Here is a 20,637-nt window from a genome sequence, read left to right as displayed (position 1 = left end):
TGTATTTGGCTTGCGATGACCGCCGCCTTCGTGTCAACAACCATCCCAGTGACCAAACATTCGGAAATATGCTTGATAATGTCAAATAAAAAAATTGACGACGGAATCGAAAACGACATGGGGCCGACGCCGACCCCATGGACGCCGCCGCGCGACATCCGCGACCTGTTTTCCTATCGCCTCGCCTATCTCGTGCGGCTGAACGATCGCCATGCGCAGACGACGCTGGTCGCCCGCTACGGCATGACGCTCGGCGAATGGCGCACGCTGGCGACGGTGAAATATCTCGGCCGTCCCTCGCTGCGCATGCTTGCCCGCGCCACCCAGCAGGACGAGGGCCAGCTCAGCCGTTATGCCTCCAGCCTGATCAAGCGCGGCCTCTTGGAAAAACGCCCGAGCGAAACCGACCAGCGCGTCATCGAGATGACGCTGACGGCGGAGGGCGAGACGCTGCATGGCGAGGTCATGGATTTCGCCTGGCGCATGAACCAGGATCTGTTCACCGATCTCAGCGACGAGGAACAGGGGCAATTGCTGACGCTGGTCGACAAGCTGTTCCAGTCGGTCATCGACATGACCTGACAAAGCCGTCGCCTCGCGGCTTGCACGGGCGCGGATGAGGATTATATCCGCAGGCAACGACAGGAGACCCATCATGGATATCATCCGCGCGGGCACGCGCCCTTCCACCAAGGGCCCGGCCGACTGGTTCACCGGCACGGTGCGCATCGACCCGCTGTTCAATCCGCACGACCCGGAACGCGTCCAGGGCGGCAGCGTCACCTTCGAGCCCGGCGCGCGCACCGCTTGGCATACCCATCCGCTCGGCCAGACGCTGATCGTCACCGCCGGCTTCGGCCGCGTGCAGCGCTGGGGCGGACCTGTGGAAGAGATCCGCCCCGGCGACATTGTCTGGTTCCCGCCCGGCGAAAAGCACTGGCACGGCGCAGCCCCGCAAACCGCCCTCACCCATATCGCGCTGCAGGAGGTCAAGGACGGCAAGACCGTCAACTGGCTGGAGCATGTTTCGGACGAACAGTACGGCGGCTGAACGCCCGATGCACCATTGCGTATATTGACCGCACCCGTCCCGGGTGTGACAGTCCCCGAATCCGTAAGCCGGTGCCGACGCGCCGGCCGGCGGCCAGACATGAACGGAGGATTTTTCATGCGCAGATCGCTCACCATCGCGACGGCTTTCCTGATGCTCGCCGCCCCGGCTTTCGCCGAGGACGCCTCGAACCTGAACCCCGGCATCACCACATCGGAGATTCTGGACACCGCTCCGGTACACTGGGTGTCGGTCGGGCAGATCGAGGCCTCGCTGCAGGGCCAGGCGCCGACGACGGTCGGTTTCGACGTGGACGATACCGTGCTGTTCTCCAGCCCCTGCTTCTATTACGGCAAGGCCAAGTATTCGCCGACCTCGGAAGACTACCTGAAGATGGACGCCTTCTGGACGGACATCCACACCAACAATTGCGACCAGTATTCGATCCCGAAGGAAGTCGCCCGCCACCTGATCGACATGCATACCGCGCGCGGCGACACGATCTACTTCATCACCGGCCGCACCCGCGGCAGCGGCGGCGAAACCCTGACGGCGGCGATCAAGAAGGATTTCGGCATCGAGAAGATGAACGACGTCGTCTTCACCGCCTCCTCGGAAAACAAGGTGCAATTCCTGAAAGACCACAAGCTGACGATCTATTACGGCGACGCCGACAGCGACATGAAGGCGGCGATTGCCGCCGGCATCCGCCCCATCCGCGTGATGCGGGCGCAGAATTCGACCTACAAGCCGGATCCGAAGAACGGCAAGTTCGGCGAAGAGGTGATCGTCAACTCGACAAACTGACCCACGCCTTCCGGTCCGCGTTGCAACCGGCGCGGGCCAGAATAGAATCGTTATAAATTACCGCAGGTTTTTCAAGGCCTTGTGATCGGACCTTGCGAAATAGACGTTGATCAGTCGGTTCAGGAAATCTATTGCTGCGGCTTCACCGGGTGAACTGCCATGGAGGCCAAGATGAAAATTTCCCTGACCCGCCTGTCGGCGTTTGCGCTGGCGGTCTCGATCGTGACGGCGGCCCAGCCGTCCCGCGCACAGGAAGACGGCATCGTCGTCTACAATGCCCAGCATGAAAGCCTGGGCCGGGAATGGGTCGAGGCCTTCACCAAGGAAACCGGCATCAAGGTGACGATGCGCCAGGGCAGCGACATGCAGTTCGCCAACCAACTCATCCAGGAAGGCGAGGCCTCGCCCGCCGACGTGTTCCTCACCGAAAACTCGCCGGCAATGGTCCTCGTCGATGGCGCCGGCCTGTTCGCGCCCATCGACAGGGAAACGCTGGATCAGGTTCCGGAACAGTATCGCCCGGCCGACGGCATGTGGACCGGCATCGCCGCCCGCTCCACCGTCTTCGCCTACGACAAGACGAAGCTCACCGAGGACAAGCTGCCGAAATCCATGGCTGATCTCGCCGATCCCGCCTGGAAGGGCCGCTGGGGCGCATCACCCGCCGGCGCGGATTTCCAGGCGATCGTCGCCGCCTATCTGCAGCTCAAAGGCAAGGACGCCACCAAGACCTGGCTGACGGCGATGAAGGAGAATGCCGTTCCCTACAAGGGCAACTCGACCGCGATGAAGGCCGTCAATGCCGGCGAGGTCGAGGGCGCGCTGATTTACCACTACTACTGGTTCGGCGATCAGGCCAAGACCGGCGAAAACAGCAGGAACGTTGCCCTGCACTACTTCAAGCACGAGGATCCCGGCGCCTTCGTTTCCGTGTCCGGAGGCGGCATCATCAAGTCCACCCAGCATATGAAAGAAGCCCAGGCCTTCCTGAAATTCATCACCGGCAAGGCGGGCCAGGCAATTCTCAAGGACGGCACGTCATTCGAATATGCCGTGTCGAAGGACGCCGCCTCCAACGACAAGCTGGTGCCGCTCGCCGACCTGCACGCGCCCAAGGTGGAGGCCTCGACCCTCGACAACAAGACGGTCGTCGAGCTGATGACGGAAGCCGGCCTGCTTTAAAGAATTCCCAGCCGAAGCGGGCCGCCTTGGCGTCGGAAAATTCAGCAAAACAATAGGATAAAGCATTTCCAGGAAAACTGCGCATCGGTTTTCCGCCCGGAAATACGAGAGCGAGATGGAGCATTCCGGTGAACCCGTGTTGACCGGAAATGCTCTATGCGGCCCGCGTCGACGAAAGCAATTCGCCCTTCCATTTGCTCAATGCGCGGACGACCTTTTCGGATCGCTCCTTGAACTCCCCATCCAGCAGGGCCTGCGCGTCCTTGGCCTTGCCGGCCAGCGCCAACTCAAGCACCCGCGCCGCGCAATCATGAAATTCCGCATGCACCCGCTTGTTGACCTTGTAGGGCATCCCCAACCTTGTCTGCGGATCGATCTTGGAACCATGAAGCCATTTGCCCAGTGCGCACTGATCGTCGCACCGGACAACGCTCGGCTTGAAGTCGCTGGACCCGGTCGCAATTGCCGTCTTCAGCTTCATCTTCCATGTGCCGTGGGCACCGATACCGGCGGTGATTTCCTCAACATAATAGGATGTGTTCATTTCGATCTGACTTTTCTTCCATCGACAATCACCGGGGGCGAACCCCTCGGCAGTTCGAAAATTCAATAGTTTGAAACTATTAATAACCCCTTATCGTCAAATAAATAATCGTTTTCTATCTTAAAATTACGAGAAAATAATATGTTCTGACTTTTTAGAAATTAATTCATCGAAAATAACAATCAATATATATTTAAAATTAGAATTATATACTCGTATTTTTACAGAAAATCTCCACCCCTGATCGCCTCGAAAATCCTCTATCTGCGAAATCACGCGAACGTACCCAATAAGCGTAAAAAATAATTTCATAAATTAGGGTATTTGAATTTACTGTGAATCGTTCGTTAGCCAGTTCACCCTATTTCACTTTGTTTCCGCTGATCTGGGCTTTTAACGCCGATGCGTTGTGGGGACCGGTTTCCCGGAATATGCGCCAAAACGGAAAGTGCTGATCCGCCGCAGGTTTCCCGCCGTCTAAACTATTGCCATCCGCTCAAGAAAACCGTAGGGCATGACGAATTCCGGCGACCGTCCGCATGGGACGGTTGTTTTTCGTTTCACGGCATGAAGGCAGCGGCCTTGTTGCAGGACAATACAAGCATGGCATCTCGCGAAGCGTGGCCGGCGACGCCGAAACGGGCGCGGGCGATGCCGCCGCATGCGCCCGTCGTCCTGCTTGCCGGCCTTGTGGCGCTGTTCAGCCTTGTGCCGCTCGGCTTCATCGCCTGGGTGACTTATGATGTCGGCTGGGAAACGGTCAGGACCCTCGTTTTCCGCCCGCGCGTCGGCGAGCTGATCGTCAACACGATCTGGCTGGAAGGGCTGACGCTGCCGCTGTCGATCGTTCTGGCGGTAACGCTCGCCTGGCTGACGGAACGCACCGACCTGCCTTTGTCCCGACTCTGGGCCTGGCTGGCGGTGACGCCGCTGGCCGTGCCGGCCTTCGTTCATAGCTATGCTTGGGTTAGCCTGTTGCCGGGCATGAAGGGCCTGTCGAGCGCCGTCTTCGTCGCGGTGCTCGCCTATTTTCCCTTTCTCTACCTGCCGGTGGCGGCAGCGCTGCGCCGGCTCGACCCGGCGGTGGAGGATGCAGCCGCCTCGCTCGGCCTCGCGCCGGCCGCCGTCTTCTTCCGCGTCGTGCTGCCGCAACTGCGCATTCCCGTCTGCGGCGGCGCGCTGCTGATCGGGCTGCACCTGCTGTCCGAATACGGATTGTTCGCGATGATCCGATTCGACACGCTGGCAACGGCCATCGTCGACCAGTTCCAGTCGTCCTACAACAGTCCGGCCGCCAACATGATCGGCGGCGTGCTGGTCGGCTGCTGCCTGCTGCTGCTCGGCCTGGAACTGCTGCTGCGCGGCAACGAGCGTTACGCCAGGGTCGGCTCGGGCACGGCGCGACCGGCGGATCGCCGGCGGCTCGGGCGCTGGACGCTGCCAGCCCTGCTGCTGCCGGCTGCGTTGGCGGCGGCGACGCTCGGCGTGCCCCTGGTGACGCTCGGCCGCTGGCTCTGGCTCGGTGGCCTTTCCATCTGGGATGGCGATGTGCTGCGCGCGGTCGGGCAGACCCTGGCGCTGGCGCTGGCCGGCGGCGTGCTGGCAACCGTCGCCGCCGTGCCGATGGCCTGGCTGTCGGTGCGCGCGCCGGGGAAATTGCAGCGGGTTCTCGAAGCCTGTCACTATTATGTCGGCTCTTTGCCGGGCGTCGTCGTCGCCTTGGCGCTGGTGTCGATCACCGTGCGGCTGATCCTGCCGCTCTATCAGACTTTTGCGACGCTGCTCGCCGCCTATGTGCTCCTGTTCCTGCCGCGCGCCATGGTGGGCCTGCGCGCCAGCATCGCCCAGGCGCCGGTGGAGCTGGAGCGCGCGGCGATGGCGCTTGGCCGCTCGCCGGCGCAGGCCGTACGCCAGATCACCCTGAGGCTCGCCGCACCGGGCGCGGCCGCCAGTATCGCCCTGGTCGCGCTCGGTATCACCAACGAGCTGACGGCGACGCTGATGCTGTCGCCGAACGGCGTCAATACCTTGGCGACACGCTTCTGGTCGCTGACCAGCGAGATCGATTATGTCGCCGCCTCTCCCTATGCGGTGATGATGGTGGCGCTGTCGCTGCCGCTGACCCTGCTTCTCCATGCCCAATCGAAACGGACGGCCGGCCAATGACGCTGCTCGACATCGAAAGCATCAGCAAACGCTACGGCCCGGTGCAGGCGCTGGATACCGTCAGCCTGTCGGTGCGCCCGAGCAGCCGCACGGCGATTGTCGGCCCGTCCGGCTCCGGCAAGACGACGCTGCTGCGCATCGTCGCCGGGTTCGAATTTCCCGACAGCGGCCGCGTGCGCCTCGATGGCGCGTTGCTGGCCGATGGGCCGGCCAGCGTCCCCGCCCACAAGCGCGGCATCGGCATCGTCTCGCAGGACGGCGCGCTGTTTCCCCATCTGAGCGTCGCCGACAACATCGCCTTCGGCTTCGAACGCGGCGCGCCGGATCGGGAAAAACGCATCGCCGACCTCCTGGAAATGGTCGAGCTCGACGGCGCCATGGCCACCCGCCGGCCGCACCAGCTTTCCGGCGGCCAGCAGCAGCGCGTTGCTCTGGCGCGCGCGCTCGGCCGCCGCCCGCGGCTGATGCTGCTCGACGAACCCTTCTCCGCCCTGGATACAGGCCTGCGCGAGAACATGCGCAAGGCGGTGTCGCGCGTGTTGCAGGCGGCCGGCATCACCGCCATCCTTGTCACCCATGACCAGAGCGAGGCCCTGTCCTTCGCCGACCAGGTGGCGGTAATGCGTGAAGGCAAGCTGGTGCAGGCCGGCTCGCCGCAGACGCTCTACCGCCATCCTCGCGACCGCGAAACCGCGCTGTTCCTCGGCGACGCCGTGCTCCTGCCGGCCATCATCAAGAGCGGCTTTGCCGAATGCGCATTGGGACGCGTCGCGGTCGAGGGCGACCATGCCGGCAAGGCGGAGATCATGCTGCGGCCGGAACAGATCCGCGTCGTCACCGATGCCGACGAGCCGCGCTACGGCGGCCGGGTGGTGGACGTGCAGTTCGGCGGCGCGACCTGCACCGTCGCCGTGGCGCTGGCCGCCGTGGCGCTGCCGCCGATCCTGATCAAGACCTCCAGCGTCGCCCTGCCCGCGCCCGGCGATCTCGTGCGCCTCGATGTCGCCGGCACGGCGCATGTCTTCAGCCGCTAGGACGCTTCAGCGTTTCACGGAAGCGCTCTGTCTACTTGTTTTTACGCGTTTCTAAACGCAGAACCGCTTCGCACTTTCGCTGGAAATGCTCTAAAATTATCAGGCCGGCTTCAGCCGCCGCCGGACGGCAAGGGCGATGAACACCACCAGGGCAAGCCCGAAGGCGACGGCGATCAGCAGGTGCTCGTGCAGCCGCAGCCGGCCAAGCATCTGCTCGACGGCGCTTCCGAAGACATAGCCGATGGCGGTGATCGACACGCCCCAGCAGATGGCCGCCAGCAGGTTGATCGCCACGAAGCGTTTGCCGGATACTTTTGACAGGCCGATGGCGACCGGGCTCACCGTGCGAATGCCGTAGATGAAACGGAAGGCGAAGATGAAGGCATTGGGATAGGTTTCCATCCAGGAGGTCACCCGGCTCATCGCCGGCGCGGCGGTGAAGCGGCGCACGACCAACAGACGGCTGGCATAGCGCCCTGCGAGGAACAGTATCTGGTCGGCGGCGAAGGAGCCGCCGGCCGCCGCCAGCGCCACCTGCCAATAGGCGACGAGCCCACGATGGGCGAGCACGCCGCCGAGAAAGGCCGCCGTTTCACCCTCGAAGGCCGCGCCAAGGAACACGGCGATGGCGCCATAATCCGTCAAAAGCTGCGACAGGGTCACGCGCCAACCTCTTCCATGCCTTCAGCCTCTCGCCTCACGTTTTCCCGCATCCCGCGGGTTTGGACATCATGTCTGAGATAGGGTTTGGCACGGGAAGGGAAATGGTGGCAATGCCCCGGCAGACGATCCGGATTCTGAACAGATCGTTTACCGGTCTTTTCCATACGCGCGGCGCTCGCCATGTTATGTCCAACCATGAACTTTCCCCCGTTTCGAGGTGGCTTTTATGAAGAAGATCGGATTTCTCTCCTTCGGGCATTGGACGCCCTCCCCGCAATCCGGCACGCGCTCGGCTTCCGATACGCTGCTGCAATCCATCGACCTTGCGGTCGCGGCCGAGCAGCTCGGCGTCGACGGCGCCTATTTTAGGGTGCATCACTTCGCCCGCCAGCTCGCCTCGCCCTTCCCGCTGCTGGCGGCGGTCGGCGCGCGCACCAGCAGCATCGAGATCGGCACCGCCGTCATCGATATGCGCTATGAAAACCCGCTCTACATGGTCGAGGATGCCGGCGCCGCCGACCTGATTTCGCGCGGACGCCTGCAGCTCGGCATCAGCCGCGGCTCGCCGGAGCAGGTCATCGACGGCTGGCGCTATTTCGGCTACCAGCCGCAGGAAGGCCAGAGCGACGCCGACATGGGCCGGCAGAAGACGGAAATCTTTCTCGACGTGCTCAAGGGCGAAGGCTTCGGCCAGCCCAATCCACGGCCGATGTTCCCGAACCCGCCGGGCCTGCTGCGGCTGGAGCCGCATTCGGAAGGCTTGCGCGAGCGCATCTGGTGGGGCGCCGGCTCGAACGCCACCGCCGTCTGGGCGGCAAAGCTTGGCATGAACCTGCAAAGCTCGACGCTGAAGGACGACGAGACCGGCGAGCCCTTCCACATCCAGCAGGCCAAGCAGATCCGCGCCTATCGCGAGGCCTGGGCCGAGGCCGGCCATACGCGCAGCCCACGCGTCTCCGTCAGCCGCAGCATCTTCGCCCTGGTCAACGACATGGACCGCGCCTATTTCGGCCGTGGCGGCAAGGAGCAGGATTCGATCGGCTTCATCGACGAGAACACCCGCGCCATCTTCGGCCGCAGCTATGCCGACGAGCCGGACCGGCTGATCGAGGAGTTGAGGAAGGACGAGGCCATTGCCGAGGCCGATACGCTGCTGCTCACCGTTCCCAACCAGCTTGGCGTCGATTACAACGCCCATGTGCTGGAGGCCATCCTGACCCACGTCGCGCCGGCATTGGGCTGGCGCTAAAGCGTCTTACGCATCCTGACCGCTGGCGGAGCCCCGGCCGAAATGGGCCTGGGCGACGACCACGACCAGCAGGAAGGCGCCGCGGATGACCGATTGCCAATAGGCCGAGAGCGAGATCCAGCCGAGCCCGTTCTCGAAATTCAGGATGTTGAACACCATGGCGAGCAGCAGGGCGCCGGCGAGCGTCGCACCGACCGAGCCGGAGCCGCCGGTCAGAAGCGTGCCGCCGACCACGACCGAGGCGATGGCGAAGAGTTCCCAGCCCACACCCTCCGTCGGCTGGCCGGCGCCGAACTGCGAGGCGAGGATGACGCCGGCAAGCCCGGCCATCAGCCCCGACATCATATAGACGGTCATCAGCGTGCGGCGCACCTTGAGGCCCATCATGCTGGCCGTCGCCTCGCCGTCGCCGATGGCCAGCACATGCCGGCCGAAGGGCTGGCGCTCCAGCAGGATCCAGCCGGCGATATAGCAGGCGAGCGCAATCCAGCCGGGAATCGGAAAGCCCAGGAAATCGTCCTGGCCTATGCTGGTGAAGCCGGTGTCATAGGACACCGAAACCGATTGGTTGTCAGCCAGCAGCAGCGCCGTGCCATAGGCCGCCAGCATGGCGGCGAGCGTGGCGATGAAGGGCTGGATCTGCATGCGGGTGATCACCAGCCCGTTGAGGCAGCCAAAGGCCAGCCCCGTGCCCAGCCCGCCGAACAGGCCCGCCGCCCAGTGATAGGGCGACAGAAGCGCGGCCACGACGCTGGAGACGGCGGCGACGCCGCCGACCGACAGGTCGATGCCGCCGGTCATGATCACGAAGGCCATGCCCAGCGCGATCAGCGCAAACATGGAATTGTAGCGCAGGAAGCTGAGGATATTGTAGGGCGACAGGAAATTGTCGTAGCGCAACGCCCCGAACAGGATAAGCAGCGCCAACGCCGCCAGCACGCTGATGCGGGCGAGATCGGCGGAGCTGCGCGGCAGAAGCATTGTCTTGATCGCGTCCATGACGTTACCCTTCAGCCCCTGGCGGCCCGTTGCTGGATGTAGACGGCGACGATAATCAGCCCGGCCTTGACGATCAGGGCCGCCGCATCCGGCACGCCGTTGGCGAGCAGCGTGTAGCGCACGAGCTGGATGACGAAGGCGCCGAGCACGGTGCCGTAGATGTTCGCCTTGCCGCCCGAGAGCAGCGTGCCGCCGACCGCCACCGCCGCAATCGCATCCAGCTCCATGCCAAGCCCGACGAGATTGGCGTCGGAAGCGGAGTTTCGCGCGACGACGATCAGCCCGGCGACGCCGGCAAGCGCTGCCGACAGCACATAGACCAGCGTCTTGACCCGCACGACCGGCACGCCCGCCAGCCGCGCCGCCTTCTCGTTGCCGCCGACGGCGAGAATCTGCCGCCCCAGCGCCGTGCGCCGCACCAGCCAGTCGGCGGCGAGCACGATGACGACCATGACGATCACCTGCGCGGGAATGCCGAAGACGCGGCCGAGCCCGACGAACTGGAAGGCATCGTTCTTGAAGACCTGCAGATTGCCGTTGGTCGCCACCTGGGCGATGCCGCGCCCGGCGATGAACAGCACCAGCGTGGCGATGATCGGCTGGATGCGGAAGCGGGTCACCAGCATGCCGTTGAACCAGCCGAAGGCCATGACCAGGAGCACCGGCAGGACGAAGGAGAGGACCAGCGCCAGCGGCCCCGGGGGAATTCCGAGCTGGCCCATGAACAGCATCGGCGCCAGGGCGCCGGCGACCGCCATCAGCGAGCCCACCGACAGGTCGATGCCGCCGGTGGCGATGACCAGCGTCATGCCGGTGGCGACGACGACAATGGTCGCCACCTGCGTCAGGTTGACGTTCAGCGTCTGCAGGGACAGGAAATTCGGCGTCACCGCCATGTTGAAGACCACCAGCGCCAGGAAGGCGAGGAAGGTGCCGTAGCGGCTGGCGATGGCGGCGGGCCTGAGATTGCGTTTTGCCGCGGGGGCTTCGGTGGCAAGCGTCACGATGCGGTCTCCAGTCTCGGCGCCTCGCTGGCCATGGCCTGCATCAGCGCCTGTTCGCTGAGGCGGGCGCCGTCCAGCGTCTCGACGCTGCGGCCGTCGCTCAGCACCGTCACATGGTCGGCGACCGCCATCAATTCCTCCAGTTCCGAGGAAATCATCAGCACGCTCAGGCCCTTGTCGGCGAGGTCGCGCAGCAGGCGCAGGATCTCGGTCTTGGCGCCGATATCGATGCCGCGCGTCGGCTCGTCGATGATCAGCAGGCGCGGATCGGTGCAGAGCCAGCGGGCGAGCAGCACCTTCTGCTGGTTGCCGCCGGAGAGTTCCTTGATCGGCTGGTCCGGCCCGGTGCATTTAATCGACAACGCCGCGATGAAGCGGGTGGCGATCTCCTGCTGGCGGGCGCGGTCGACGATGCCGGAGCGGGTCAAGGCCGGCAGCAGCGCCAGCGTCATGTTCTCGCGGATGCTCATGTCCGGCACGATGCCGTCGACCTTTCGGTCCTCCGAGACGAGGCCGATGCCGTCGGCGATGGCGTCGGCCGGCTGGCGATAGCGCCGCTCCTTGCCGTCGATGCGCAGCGCGCCGCTCTCCAGCGGATCGGCGCCGAAGAGGATGCGCGCGGTCTCGCTGCGGCCGGAGCCGAGCAGGCCGGCAAGCCCGGCGATCTCGCCCTCGCGCACATCCAGCGAAACGTCGCGCACGCGAAGACCGGAGGCCGCATTGGCGAGCGACAGGCGCACGGGGCCTTCAGCCGCGCCCGCATCGCGGCCATGGCCGATCTCCTCCAGCGCCTTCAACTCCTTGCCGAGCATGTTGCGCACCAGATCCATCTTCGACAGCGCCGCCATGTCGGACACGGCGACGGTGCGCCCGTCGCGCATGATGGTGACGCGGTCGCAGATCGCATAGAGCTCGTCCAGCCGATGGCCGATGAAGCAGACGGAAACGCCGCGCGCTTTCAGCGAACGGATGGTCTCGAACAGCACCGCGACCTCGCGCTCGTCGAGCGACGACGTCGGCTCGTCCATGATCACGAGGCGGGCATTCTGGATCACCGCCCGCGCGATCGCCACCATCTGGCGCGTCGCGGCATTGAACTGGCCGACGGGGCGGGTGACGTCGAGCTTGAGGTTGAAGGTGCCGAGCACCTTTTCAGCCTCGATGCGCATCCGGCGACGGTCGAGGAAGCCGAAGCGGCGCGGCTCGCGGGCCATGAAGATGTTTTCGGCGACCGAGCGCTGCGGCGCCAGGTTGATTTCCTGGTAGATGGTGGCGATGCCGTTCGCCTGCGCCTCGGCGGGGCTGGAAAACGCAACCTCGCGGCCATCGAAGGTGATCGTGCCCTCGTCGCGGCGATGGACGCCGGTGAGGATCTTGATCAGCGTCGATTTGCCGGCGCCGTTCTGGCCGACGAGCGCCATCACCTCGCCCTCGGCGATCTCGAGGCCGGCGGCGGTCAGCGCCGGCACGCCCGAAAACCGCTTGGTGATCGCCTGCATGGACAAAAGCATTGCCGAAAGCTCCTCCGACTTTTGGCATGGTATCAATGGCCGGGCGAGACGCCGCTCCCGCCCGGCCTAAGGCCCCGCAGGGCCTTAGTAGGCGTCGGCGATCTCGTCCTTGGCGTTGGTCGAATCGTAGAACTTGTCCGTATTGATGACCCAGGGCTCGATCTTCTCGCCCTTGGCATAACGCATCATAGTCTCGAATGCCTTCGGCCCAAAGCGCGGATTGCATTCGACCACGGCGGCGATCTTGCCGTCCACGACCGCCTGCACGGCTTCCTTGCCGCCGTCGATGGACAGGACGAGGACATCCTTGCCCGGCACCTTGCCGGCCGCTTCGATCGCCGCGATGGCGCCGATGGCCATTTCGTCGTTATGGGCATAGACGATATCGGCATCGGGATGGGCCTGCAGCAGGGCTTCCGCCACCTGCCGGCCCTTGTCGCGGGCGAAATCGCCGCTCTGCGAGGCAACGATGTCGAAGCCGCCAGCGGCCTTGATCGCGTCGTCGAAACCCTTCTTGCGGTCGTTGGCCGGCGACGAGCCGGTCGTGCCCTCGAGTTCGATGATCTTCGACTTGCCGTTGGCGTTCTTCGCCAGCCATTCAGCGACACGCTTGCCCTCGGCGATGAAGTCGGAGCCGATGAAGGTCACGTAGTCTTCGCCCGGCTTTGCGAGCGAAGGATCGACGCTGCGGTCGAGCAGGATGACCGGGATGCCGGCCTTCTTGGCGGCCATGACCGCCGGGATCAGCGGCTTTTCCTCGCGCGGGGCGAGGAAGATGACGTCGACGCCTTGGGCGATCATCGAATTGACGTCGGCGACCTGCTTGGCGGCGGAGCCGGCGGCATCGGTATAGACGAGCTGGATGCCGTTCTTCTCGGCTTCGGCCTTCATGGAATTGGTCTGGGCGATGCGCCAGGGATTGTTGCTCTCGGTCTGGGCAAAGCCGACCTTGTATTTGTCCTTCTTGGCGAGCGCGGGCAGTTCGGCGAGCGCCATGGTGCCGGTGAAGGCAAGCGCGCCGGCAACGCCGGCCGTCAACAGGAATGCACGTCGTGTAAAACGAGACATTGCGGTTCTCCTCCCAAAGAAATCGGTCTCCTCAACCGAATGCGAGCTGCGGCCCGACATGCACAGGACTGTGCTGGTAATATTATTATCAGTCAAGGGATAATTTTATTAGCACGCGCATGCGCCGCGTGGTAGACAAAGGCCGGGAGAGAGGAACGGCCATGAGCGACGACAAGGTGAAGACCAGGCGCAACACCCGGGACAATGATTCCCGTCGCCCGACCATGACCGACATCGCCCGGCTCGCCGGCGTCTCCCAATCCAGCGTCTCGCTCGTGCTCAACCAGATGACCGGCGCCCGCATCTCGTCCGAAACCCAGGCCAAGGTCTGGGAGGCCGCGCAGAAGATCGGCTACAAGTCGCCCGGCATGCGCCGGCAGGAGGCCCGCTCGCCCGCCGACGGATGGCAAGACATGGCAAAGAACAAGATCGCCTTCATCGTCGACGAGATCTCCACCAGCCCGCATCCGGTGGTCAGCTTCGACGGCGCGCGCGATTTCGCCTTCGAGCAGGGTTTTCTCGTCCATGCCCAGGCAACGCGCTCCAATCCGGAGCTGGAGGAGGCGGTGCTGCGCTCCGTGCTCGCCGATCCGACGATCCTCGGCGTCGTCTATGCGACCATCTTCACCCGCAAGGTGAATTTTCCGGCGCTGCTGCGCGATATCCCGACCGTGCTGCTCAATTGCTATGCCGAGCCGCGCAAGCATATTTCGGTGGTGCCGGGGGAAGTCGCCGGCGGTTTTTCGGCCACCGCCTACCTCACCTCTCTTGGCCATCGCCGCATCGGCTTCATCAACGGCGAGCCGTGGATGGATGCGTCGCTGGATCGGCTCAAGGGCTACAAGCAGGCGCTCGCCACTGCCGACATCGCCTTCGACGAAAGCCTGGTGCGCGACGGTGACTGGCTGCCGTTGCGCGGCTACGAGGCGGCGCTGGAACTGCTGTCGCTCGACCCGCCACCGAGCGCGATCTTCTGCGCCAACGACCTGATGGCGATCGGGGTCATGGAGGCAGCTTCCGAGCGCGGCTTCCGCGTGCCCGAGGATCTCTCGGTCATGGGATATGACGACCAGGAACTGGCGCGCTACACCCACCCGCCGCTCTCGACGCTGGTGCTGCCCAATTACGAGATGGGCCAGCGCGCCGCCGAGATCCTCATCGACATGACCGTGCATCGCAAGGCGTTCCGGCCGATGACCATCAAGATCGACGGCCCGCTGGTAAGCCGCGGCACGACGGCGAAGCCCCGGCGCTAGAGAACGCTTCCGGCAACGATCCTCGCCGCCGCGGTCAGCGCTCCTGCACGACGAAGCCGCCGGTGATCGGATCGACGGTGGTGTCGAAGACCACGACCTCGCTGATCGAATCCGTTTCCAGCACGGCCTGGATCTGCAGGCGCAGCGTGCGCTCCAGCGGGCCCTCCTGCTCGATCAGTTCGACGGTCAATTCCCTGAAGCGGGTTTCCGTACGCAGGATGAGGTTTTCGAGATAGATGCGAAACTGTTCCTTCTGGGCGAAGCTGCCGAGATGCTGTCCCTGCAGCGAGGGCAGGCCGAAGGTGACGATGGAGTGCTGGAGTTCGCTGAGCCAGGGGGCATAGGGCCGGTGCATCGGCCGGGTGTTGAAGAGGATTTCGAGATCGCGGCGCACCGAATCGCGCAACTCGCGCAACGCGCTGTCGGCGCTGCGGTCGGTCTCGATATTGTCGCCCTGCAGCAGACGGTCGAACAGGGCCAATTGCGGCGGCGTCGTGGGTTGATGGCGGGCCATCAGCGGCTCCTCGTTCCCTGAACCTCGGTGCGCATGCGAAAACCGGAGATCACCTGATCGAACTGGAAATGCGGCGACAGATGCATGGTGCAGCTCATCATGCCCGGCCGTCCCGGCACCTCGCGAACCTCCACGCGCGCGCCGCTCAGCGGATAACGGGCCTTGGTCTCCAGCCCGGCATCGGAATTGCCGATGGTGTAGTTGCGCAGCCATTCGTCGAGATAACGTTCGAGATCATAGGGAGCGGCATAGGCGCCGACGCGGTCACGGGCCATGACCTTGATGTAATGGGCGAAACGGCTGACGCACATGACATAATGCAGCATCGCCGAAATGCCGTCATTGGTCTGCTCGACGATGCCGCCCTCGCCGCTCGTCTGGTGCAGCGATTGCGCGCCGAGCAGCACCACCTCACGGGTAAAGCTGCACGGGCTGATCGAGATGAAGCCGAGATCTTCCAGCACCTTCTGCTTCTTGTCGGTGAGTTCGACCTCCAGCGGCCGGCGATAACCCACTCCCTCGCGCGTCGAGAAATTCGGCGCCGGCAGGTCGTCGATCAGGCCGCCGCGCGTGCCGCAGATATCGGCGAACCAGCCCCATTTGCGGAAGGCGCGGATGGCGACGACGCCGTAGGCAAAGGAGGCATTGCCCCACAGCCAGGATTCGACGCCGGAGCCGCCTTCGGCATACCGAAAGCCATCCAGCCGGGCATCGCTGTCGCGGTAGCGTTCGCGCATCAGGATGCGCGGCAGGGCGATACCGAGAAAACGGCTGTCCTCGCGCTCGCGCAGCTTGCGCCAGCGATGATATTCGCCAAGCCGGAAGCCGGCATCGAGCCGCTGTGCGTAGGAAAGATCGGCAAAGGTCGTCAGGCCGAACAGCTCCGGGGCCGCGCCGATCACGCTCGGCGAAAAGGAAGCGGCGGCCACCTGCGCGATGCCGGAGAGCGTGCTGACATCGTCGGCGGAGGAGTTCGGCGCGACGCGATGGCGCACGGCGTAGTCGAAGACCAGCAGCCCATAGGGAATGCCGCCGGGCATTCCGTATTCCTCGTTATAGACCTTGGCGAACAGCGTGCTCTGGTCGAATTCGATGCTGCGCTCGAAATCGCGCGACAGTTCCAGCCATGTGGCGTTGAAAAGACGGACACGCACCTTGTCGTCGTCGCCGGCGACCTGTGCCAGCAGTTCGACGCCACGCCAGGCGGCCTCGACGGCCTTGAAGGCCGGGGCGTGCAGGATCTCGTCGATCTGGTCGCCGAGCAGGATGTCGATGGCGGCGATGTCGCGGGCAAGCGTCGCCCGCACGGCCTCGAAGCCGCGGGCCTGGCTGTCTCCAGTCTCAGGCAGCCAGTCGGCGAGGCAGAGCTTCCAATCCTCCTCGGCCAGGAAACGGTCGAGCGCGGCGGAGGTCTCCTCCCCGCCGCGCCCGAGAACGCAATCGACCAGACGGCGCCGCAGATCGACCCGGGAAGCGGGCGCAGCGCCTGGCGCGTCCCCCGCTTCCGCAAGCATCTCGATCTCCGGCATCGCGGGCGTCAACCCATCTGCGGAATGCGTGCCACAAGGCGCATGGACGCCGTCAGCTCTTCCATCTGCAACCAGGGGCGCAGATAGGCGACCGCATTGTAGGAACCCGGCGCGCCGGGAACTTCCTTGACGGTCACCTGCGCTTCGGCGAGCGGATACTGCGCCTTCATTTCCTGGCCGGCTTCCGCATTGCCATTCACATAGTTGCGGATCCAGTTGTTCAGCCAGGTCTCGCAATCGCTGGCTTCGAGGAAGGAGCCGATCTTGTCGCGGCCCATGACCTTGAGGTAGTGCGAGAAACGCGAGGTCGCCATGATATACGGCAGGCGCGCGGAAATCGCCGCATTGGCGGTGGCTTCCGGCCGGTCGTATTTCTTCGGCTTCTGCGTGGTCTGCGCCCCGAAGAAGACGGCGTAATCCGTATTCTTGTAGTGGCACAGCGGCAGGAAGCCGAGCTTCGACAGTTCGGCCTCGCGGCGATCGGTGATGCCGATTTCCGTCGGGCACTGCTGGTCGGCGTCGCCGTCGTCGCTGGTGAAGGTGAAGCTCGGCAGATCCTCGACCTTGCCGCCACCTTCGGCACCACGGATGGCCACGCACCAGCCATACTTCGCGAAGGCGAAGTTCAGGCGTTCGCCCAGCGCGTAGGATGCGTTCATCCAGGAGAACTTGTCCTGCGGCATGGCGCTGACGACGCCGTTGGCGTCGATCGGGGCTTCCTCGAACTTGAACTCCTCGATCGCCCGGCCCTGCGAACCGTAGGGCACGCGGGCGAGCACGCGCGGCATGGTCAGCGTCACGAAGCGGCTATCGTCGCTGTCGCGGAAGCTGCGCCACTTGATGTATTCCGAGCTTTCGAAGATCTTCTCCAGATCGCGCGGCTTGGAAAGTTCCGTGAAGCTTTCCAGGCCGAACATCTTCGGGCTGGCGGCGGAGATGAACGGCGCGAAGGACGCGGCCGCGATGTTCGACATGCCCTGCAGGATTTCGAGATCCTCGGTGCCGTTGCCGAATTCGAAATCGCCGATGAGCGCGCCGTAGGGCTCGCCGCCGGGGGTGCCGAATTCGCTTTCATAGATCTTCTTGAAAGTCTGGCTCTGATCGAATTCGACCGCCTTGGTCAGATCCTTGTGCAGTTCCTTCTTGGATTCGTTGAGAACGCGGATCTTCAGCGTCGCGCTGGTTTCCGAGTTCTTCACCAGATAGTTCAGGCCGCGCCAGGACCCTTCCAGCTTCTGGAAGTCCGGGTGATGCATGATCTGGCTCAGCTGCTGCGACAGCTTCTGGTCGATGGCCTCGATCGCCTTGTTGAAGGTCTGCGTCAGGTTCTTCGAGAAGGTGACGGTGCCGGCCAGCGCCTCGTCTGTAAGGGTGCGCAGGAGATCCTGCATCTCGTCCGGCTCGGCGGTCTTGGTGACCTGGATCGCCTGGTCGAGGAGGCTCAGCGAGCCGGTGGACTCTTCCGTGGCGGCGGCGGTCTGTTTCTGCAGTTCAGCACTCATCGATCAGCCTTTCTTTTCTTCAGAGCCGAGTTCGCCGGCCAGAGCCGTCAGCTTTTCGGTGTTCTGCAATACTTCTTCGAGCAGGCTTTCCAGCTCTTCGGAGCGATCGACCTTGGACATCAGGTCGCGCAGCTTGTTGCGCACGGCGAGCAGCTTGCGCAGCGGCTCGACCTGCTGGACGACCGCGCCCGGCTCGAAATCGTTCATCGACTTGAACTTGAGCTGCACGGCAAGCTGGGATTCGTCGCCGGCAAGCGTGTTATCGACCTTGAATTCGGCGCCGGGCGTCATGCGCTGCATGACGTCGTCGAAATTGTCGCGGTCGATCTGGATGAACTTGCGGTCCTTGAGCGGCTTCAGCGGCTCATAGGGCTTGCCCGAGAAATCGCCGATGACGCCGACGACGAAAGGCAGTTCCTTGCGAACCTGCGCGCCTTCCGTTTCCACGTCATAGGTGATGTGGACGCGCGGCGCGCGGACCCGCTTCAGCTTCTGTTGTACGCTTTCTGCCATGGTAATCCCTCTGCTTTCAATTGTTGTGGTTCAGTCACGAGACGCAAGACTTAAAGGACGGTCGTCAATAGCCCGAGGCCTCCACCTCAGGCGGTTTGATCCCGGCGGCCAGCAGGATGCGCTGGATGTGGGCCGGGTCTTCTGCAAGTTCGGCAAGCAATTCCGGCAGGGTCATGCGCGCGCGGCGCACGGCGTCCTCGAGCGTGTAGGAAATCGGCGAATGCGGTTCGGTCTTGCGGAAGTAGGCCGAGATCCGCGAAATTTCGGCAAGCGCCTCCTCCCGCGAGGCATAGCCCTCGACACGCCGCACCTGCTGCACCGCAATGGTCGTCGTGCCATCGGCCGTCACCTCCTGGATGACGGCCTGCTCGACGGTGGCCGCGTCGTCATAGCTTGCCGCTTCGAGTTTCGTGGCGGCGAAGTGGCGGATCGCGCCCAAAATGGTTTCCAGCAGTTCGCGCAGGGTCGAGATCGGCGGGGCATCGTAGCCGGCGACCGCATCGAAGGCCTCCGACATCTCCTTCAGCGCCGCGATCGTCTCCTCCACCAGCGCAACCGTTTCCACAAAGCGCGACGCCGGGGTCTCCAGCACGCTTTGATTGAACTGCTCCATGGTGATGGCGCCGTTGTCGATACGCTCCTGCCGCCGCTGCGGATCGGTGACGCGTTCGAGATCGGTCGCCTGCTCGAAATTCCACAGCGAGAAACTGGCGAGCGAACCGAAGGTCAGGGGCACGAGGCGGGTCGGCTGGATCAGCGTGCCGGTGGCGCCGGCGCCGCTGAGGCCCGCGACCGCCGAAACCTTGCCCTCGACCCCGTCCTCGTCCAATTCCGGAAAGCAGGTCTCCCAGTAATCCCGGACGATGCCGGTGATGACCTTCAGACCGTCGCGCAGGCCCGCAAACCCTTCGATGCGCAACATCGCCTCGACCAGCCAGGCGGCGATTTCCAGATCCTTGCCGTGGCCGGAAAGGATGGTCATCGCCGTATCGGCGACATCGCCCCATTCCTCGGGCGGCGCGCCGCCGATTTCCACCGAGGCGCGCTCGGCGGAGCGGGCGGCGTTGCGCGCATCCTTGGTCTTGTAATAAAGAGACGCTGACGACGTGTCCTGGCGCGGATCGGTGCCCGCCGGCGCATCCTCCGAAATCGGCGCCAAAAGCCCGTCGATGTCGATGACCTGCGGCAATGCCATTGGCCGGAACCCTCACCGGAGCGTATGCCGCATTCCCTGAACGCGAAAACGCTCTCCCTGTTGCTTTAAGGCAATTCCGAATGCCGGACGCGCAAGCACGCCTGTCGGATTTGCGCTGCGAAAATACCAGTCCCGCGACGAAGGCGCGTTGCCGCCTTCCCCGCATCCAGGCGCCTCCCGTGGTCATAGCGGCAAAACATTAATGAGCCTCTATGACCGGCGTGACAAACGCCTGATTCGTCAATTTCAACGGCCGATCATCCTTCAGCCAGCCATTGCCGCCATTGGCAATGATGACGCCGCGCTCCATCGCCTGCTCGAAGCGTAGCGCCAGCCCGAGCGGATCGCCCGACGTGATCGACAGCAATACCGAGGCGCCGACCCCGATCGGGCACAGCTTCGGATCGGCGACCACATCCGGCATGCCTTCCGGCGCCAGGCTGCCGCCCGACCAGAACACCGCCAGCGCCGCATAGGCGGCCGCGCCTTCGAATTTCGCCTGTTCGGCGCGCACGAAGCAGGCCCGCCGCATCTGCTCCGACGCGCCATAGACCCAGCTCGCACTGTGCTCGATGCAGGCGCGGTCGAGTTCGGTCTGTTCCGGCAGGGTCGTGTGCGCCACCGCGCAGGCCCACCAGATCGCCTCCCGCGCCGGCAGCGCGAAAGCCAGGAAACGAATGGCGTCGCCCATCATCTGCGCCTCGACGAGCAGCGCCAGGAACCCCTGCGGCGACAGCGTCGGCAAAAGGAAGGCGCGCGCCTCGGCGGAAAGATCGATGCGCGCGGCAATCTCGGCGGCGCTGGCGGCGCCGATCTTGCGGAACGGTTCGGCCTGAATTTTCACCGTGCC

General features: G+C 64.1%; 20 protein-coding genes. 8 read left to right on the top strand and 12 right to left on the bottom strand.

What is annotated here, in order from left to right; translation table 11 throughout:
- Positions 1-78 precede the first annotated feature (78 nt).
- The 4 genes from P7F60_RS18130 (at position 79) to P7F60_RS18115 (ending at position 3,040) form a co-directional block, all read left to right on the top strand.
- Positions 79-582 carry a MarR family winged helix-turn-helix transcriptional regulator gene (locus tag P7F60_RS18130; RefSeq protein ID WP_277919151.1) on the top strand — a complete coding sequence of 168 codons (504 nt, stop codon included), beginning with the start codon at positions 79-81 and terminating at the stop codon, positions 580-582.
- Between the two features lie 73 nt (positions 583-655).
- Positions 656-1,051: a cupin domain-containing protein gene (locus tag P7F60_RS18125; RefSeq protein WP_277919150.1), complete on the top strand. Its 396-nt coding sequence runs from the start codon at positions 656-658 to the stop codon at positions 1,049-1,051.
- 117 nt (positions 1,052-1,168) lie between these two features.
- Positions 1,169-1,858 (top strand): acid phosphatase AphA, encoded by a 690-nt coding sequence (gene aphA, locus P7F60_RS18120; protein ID WP_277919149.1) that lies wholly within the window; start codon positions 1,169-1,171, stop codon positions 1,856-1,858.
- 171 nt (positions 1,859-2,029) lie between these two features.
- Positions 2,030-3,040, top strand: coding sequence for an iron ABC transporter substrate-binding protein (locus P7F60_RS18115; protein ID WP_277919148.1), 1,011 nt, complete (start codon positions 2,030-2,032; stop codon positions 3,038-3,040).
- A gap of 154 nt (positions 3,041-3,194) precedes the next feature.
- Here the strand turns inward: P7F60_RS18115 and P7F60_RS18110 are convergent, their stop codons facing one another.
- On the bottom strand, positions 3,195-3,584 hold the full coding sequence (locus P7F60_RS18110) for a CZB domain-containing protein (RefSeq protein ID WP_277919196.1): 390 nt from the start codon (positions 3,582-3,584) through the stop codon (positions 3,195-3,197).
- A 603-nt stretch (positions 3,585-4,187) separates the two neighbouring features.
- Between P7F60_RS18110 and P7F60_RS18105 the strand changes: the two genes are divergently transcribed.
- Together P7F60_RS18105 and P7F60_RS18100 are read left to right on the top strand one after the other, a co-directional pair.
- Positions 4,188-5,750: an iron ABC transporter permease gene (locus P7F60_RS18105; protein ID WP_277919147.1), complete on the top strand. Its 1,563-nt coding sequence runs from the start codon at positions 4,188-4,190 to the stop codon at positions 5,748-5,750.
- A complete protein-coding gene (locus P7F60_RS18100) occupies positions 5,747-6,784 on the top strand; it encodes an ABC transporter ATP-binding protein (RefSeq protein ID WP_277919146.1) in 1,038 nt (345 codons plus the stop codon). Before P7F60_RS18105 ends, P7F60_RS18100 begins: the two co-directional genes overlap by 4 nt.
- A gap of 99 nt (positions 6,785-6,883) precedes the next feature.
- Here the strand turns inward: P7F60_RS18100 and P7F60_RS18095 are convergent, their stop codons facing one another.
- Positions 6,884-7,447, bottom strand: a complete 564-nt coding sequence (locus P7F60_RS18095) for a DedA family protein (RefSeq protein WP_277919145.1) — start codon at positions 7,445-7,447, stop codon at positions 6,884-6,886.
- A 226-nt stretch (positions 7,448-7,673) separates the two neighbouring features.
- On the opposite strand from P7F60_RS18095, the gene P7F60_RS18090 reads away from it, so the two are divergent.
- Positions 7,674-8,696 (top strand): LLM class flavin-dependent oxidoreductase, encoded by a 1,023-nt coding sequence (locus P7F60_RS18090; RefSeq protein WP_277919144.1) that lies wholly within the window; start codon positions 7,674-7,676, stop codon positions 8,694-8,696.
- Between the two features lie 6 nt (positions 8,697-8,702).
- Here P7F60_RS18090 and P7F60_RS18085 read toward each other — a convergent pair whose 3' ends face one another.
- The 4 genes from P7F60_RS18085 to P7F60_RS18070 form a co-directional block, all read right to left on the bottom strand.
- Complete coding sequence (locus P7F60_RS18085; RefSeq protein ID WP_277919143.1) at positions 8,703-9,695, bottom strand: ABC transporter permease; 993 nt, start codon at positions 9,693-9,695, stop codon at positions 8,703-8,705.
- Positions 9,696-9,706: 11 nt separating this feature from the next.
- The gene (locus tag P7F60_RS18080; RefSeq protein WP_277919142.1) at positions 9,707-10,699 is read right to left on the bottom strand and encodes an ABC transporter permease; all 993 of its coding nucleotides are present in this window, start codon (positions 10,697-10,699) and stop codon (positions 9,707-9,709) included.
- Positions 10,696-12,210 (bottom strand): sugar ABC transporter ATP-binding protein, encoded by a 1,515-nt coding sequence (locus P7F60_RS18075; protein WP_277919141.1) that lies wholly within the window; start codon positions 12,208-12,210, stop codon positions 10,696-10,698. Before P7F60_RS18075 ends, P7F60_RS18080 begins: the two co-directional genes overlap by 4 nt.
- Positions 12,211-12,294: 84 nt before the next feature.
- Positions 12,295-13,278 (bottom strand): ABC transporter substrate-binding protein, encoded by a 984-nt coding sequence (locus P7F60_RS18070; RefSeq protein WP_277919140.1) that lies wholly within the window; start codon positions 13,276-13,278, stop codon positions 12,295-12,297.
- A 224-nt stretch (positions 13,279-13,502) separates the two neighbouring features.
- On the opposite strand from P7F60_RS18070, the gene P7F60_RS18065 reads away from it, so the two are divergent.
- Complete coding sequence (locus P7F60_RS18065; RefSeq protein ID WP_347276874.1) at positions 13,503-14,534, top strand: LacI family DNA-binding transcriptional regulator; 1,032 nt, start codon at positions 13,503-13,505, stop codon at positions 14,532-14,534.
- Between the two features lie 34 nt (positions 14,535-14,568).
- On the opposite strand, the gene tssE is transcribed toward P7F60_RS18065, so the two are convergent.
- The 6 genes from tssE to P7F60_RS18035 form a co-directional block, all read right to left on the bottom strand.
- A complete protein-coding gene (gene tssE, locus P7F60_RS18060) occupies positions 14,569-15,048 on the bottom strand; it encodes a type VI secretion system baseplate subunit TssE (protein ID WP_277919138.1) in 480 nt (159 codons plus the stop codon).
- Positions 15,048-16,562 (bottom strand): type VI secretion system contractile sheath large subunit, encoded by a 1,515-nt coding sequence (gene tssC, locus P7F60_RS18055; protein ID WP_277919137.1) that lies wholly within the window; start codon positions 16,560-16,562, stop codon positions 15,048-15,050. Before tssC (P7F60_RS18055) ends, tssE begins: the two co-directional genes overlap by 1 nt.
- Positions 16,563-16,585: 23 nt before the next feature.
- Positions 16,586-18,079, bottom strand: coding sequence for a type VI secretion system contractile sheath large subunit (tssC, locus tag P7F60_RS18050; RefSeq protein WP_277919136.1), 1,494 nt, complete (start codon positions 18,077-18,079; stop codon positions 16,586-16,588).
- 3 nt (positions 18,080-18,082) lie between these two features.
- Positions 18,083-18,592, bottom strand: a complete 510-nt coding sequence (tssB, locus tag P7F60_RS18045) for a type VI secretion system contractile sheath small subunit (protein ID WP_277919135.1) — start codon at positions 18,590-18,592, stop codon at positions 18,083-18,085.
- Between the two features lie 64 nt (positions 18,593-18,656).
- The gene (gene tssA, locus P7F60_RS18040) at positions 18,657-19,787 is read right to left on the bottom strand and encodes a type VI secretion system protein TssA (protein ID WP_277919134.1); all 1,131 of its coding nucleotides are present in this window, start codon (positions 19,785-19,787) and stop codon (positions 18,657-18,659) included.
- A 199-nt stretch (positions 19,788-19,986) separates the two neighbouring features.
- Complete coding sequence (locus P7F60_RS18035; protein WP_277919133.1) at positions 19,987-20,631, bottom strand: hypothetical protein; 645 nt, start codon at positions 20,629-20,631, stop codon at positions 19,987-19,989.
- Between the last annotated feature and the right edge of the window lie 6 nt (positions 20,632-20,637).

This window comes from Rhizobium sp. YJ-22, assembly GCF_029601685.1.
In the GTDB taxonomy this organism is placed as follows: Bacteria; Pseudomonadota; Alphaproteobacteria; order Rhizobiales; family Rhizobiaceae; genus Metarhizobium.
This window is presented reverse-complemented; position numbering and strand designations above follow the sequence as displayed.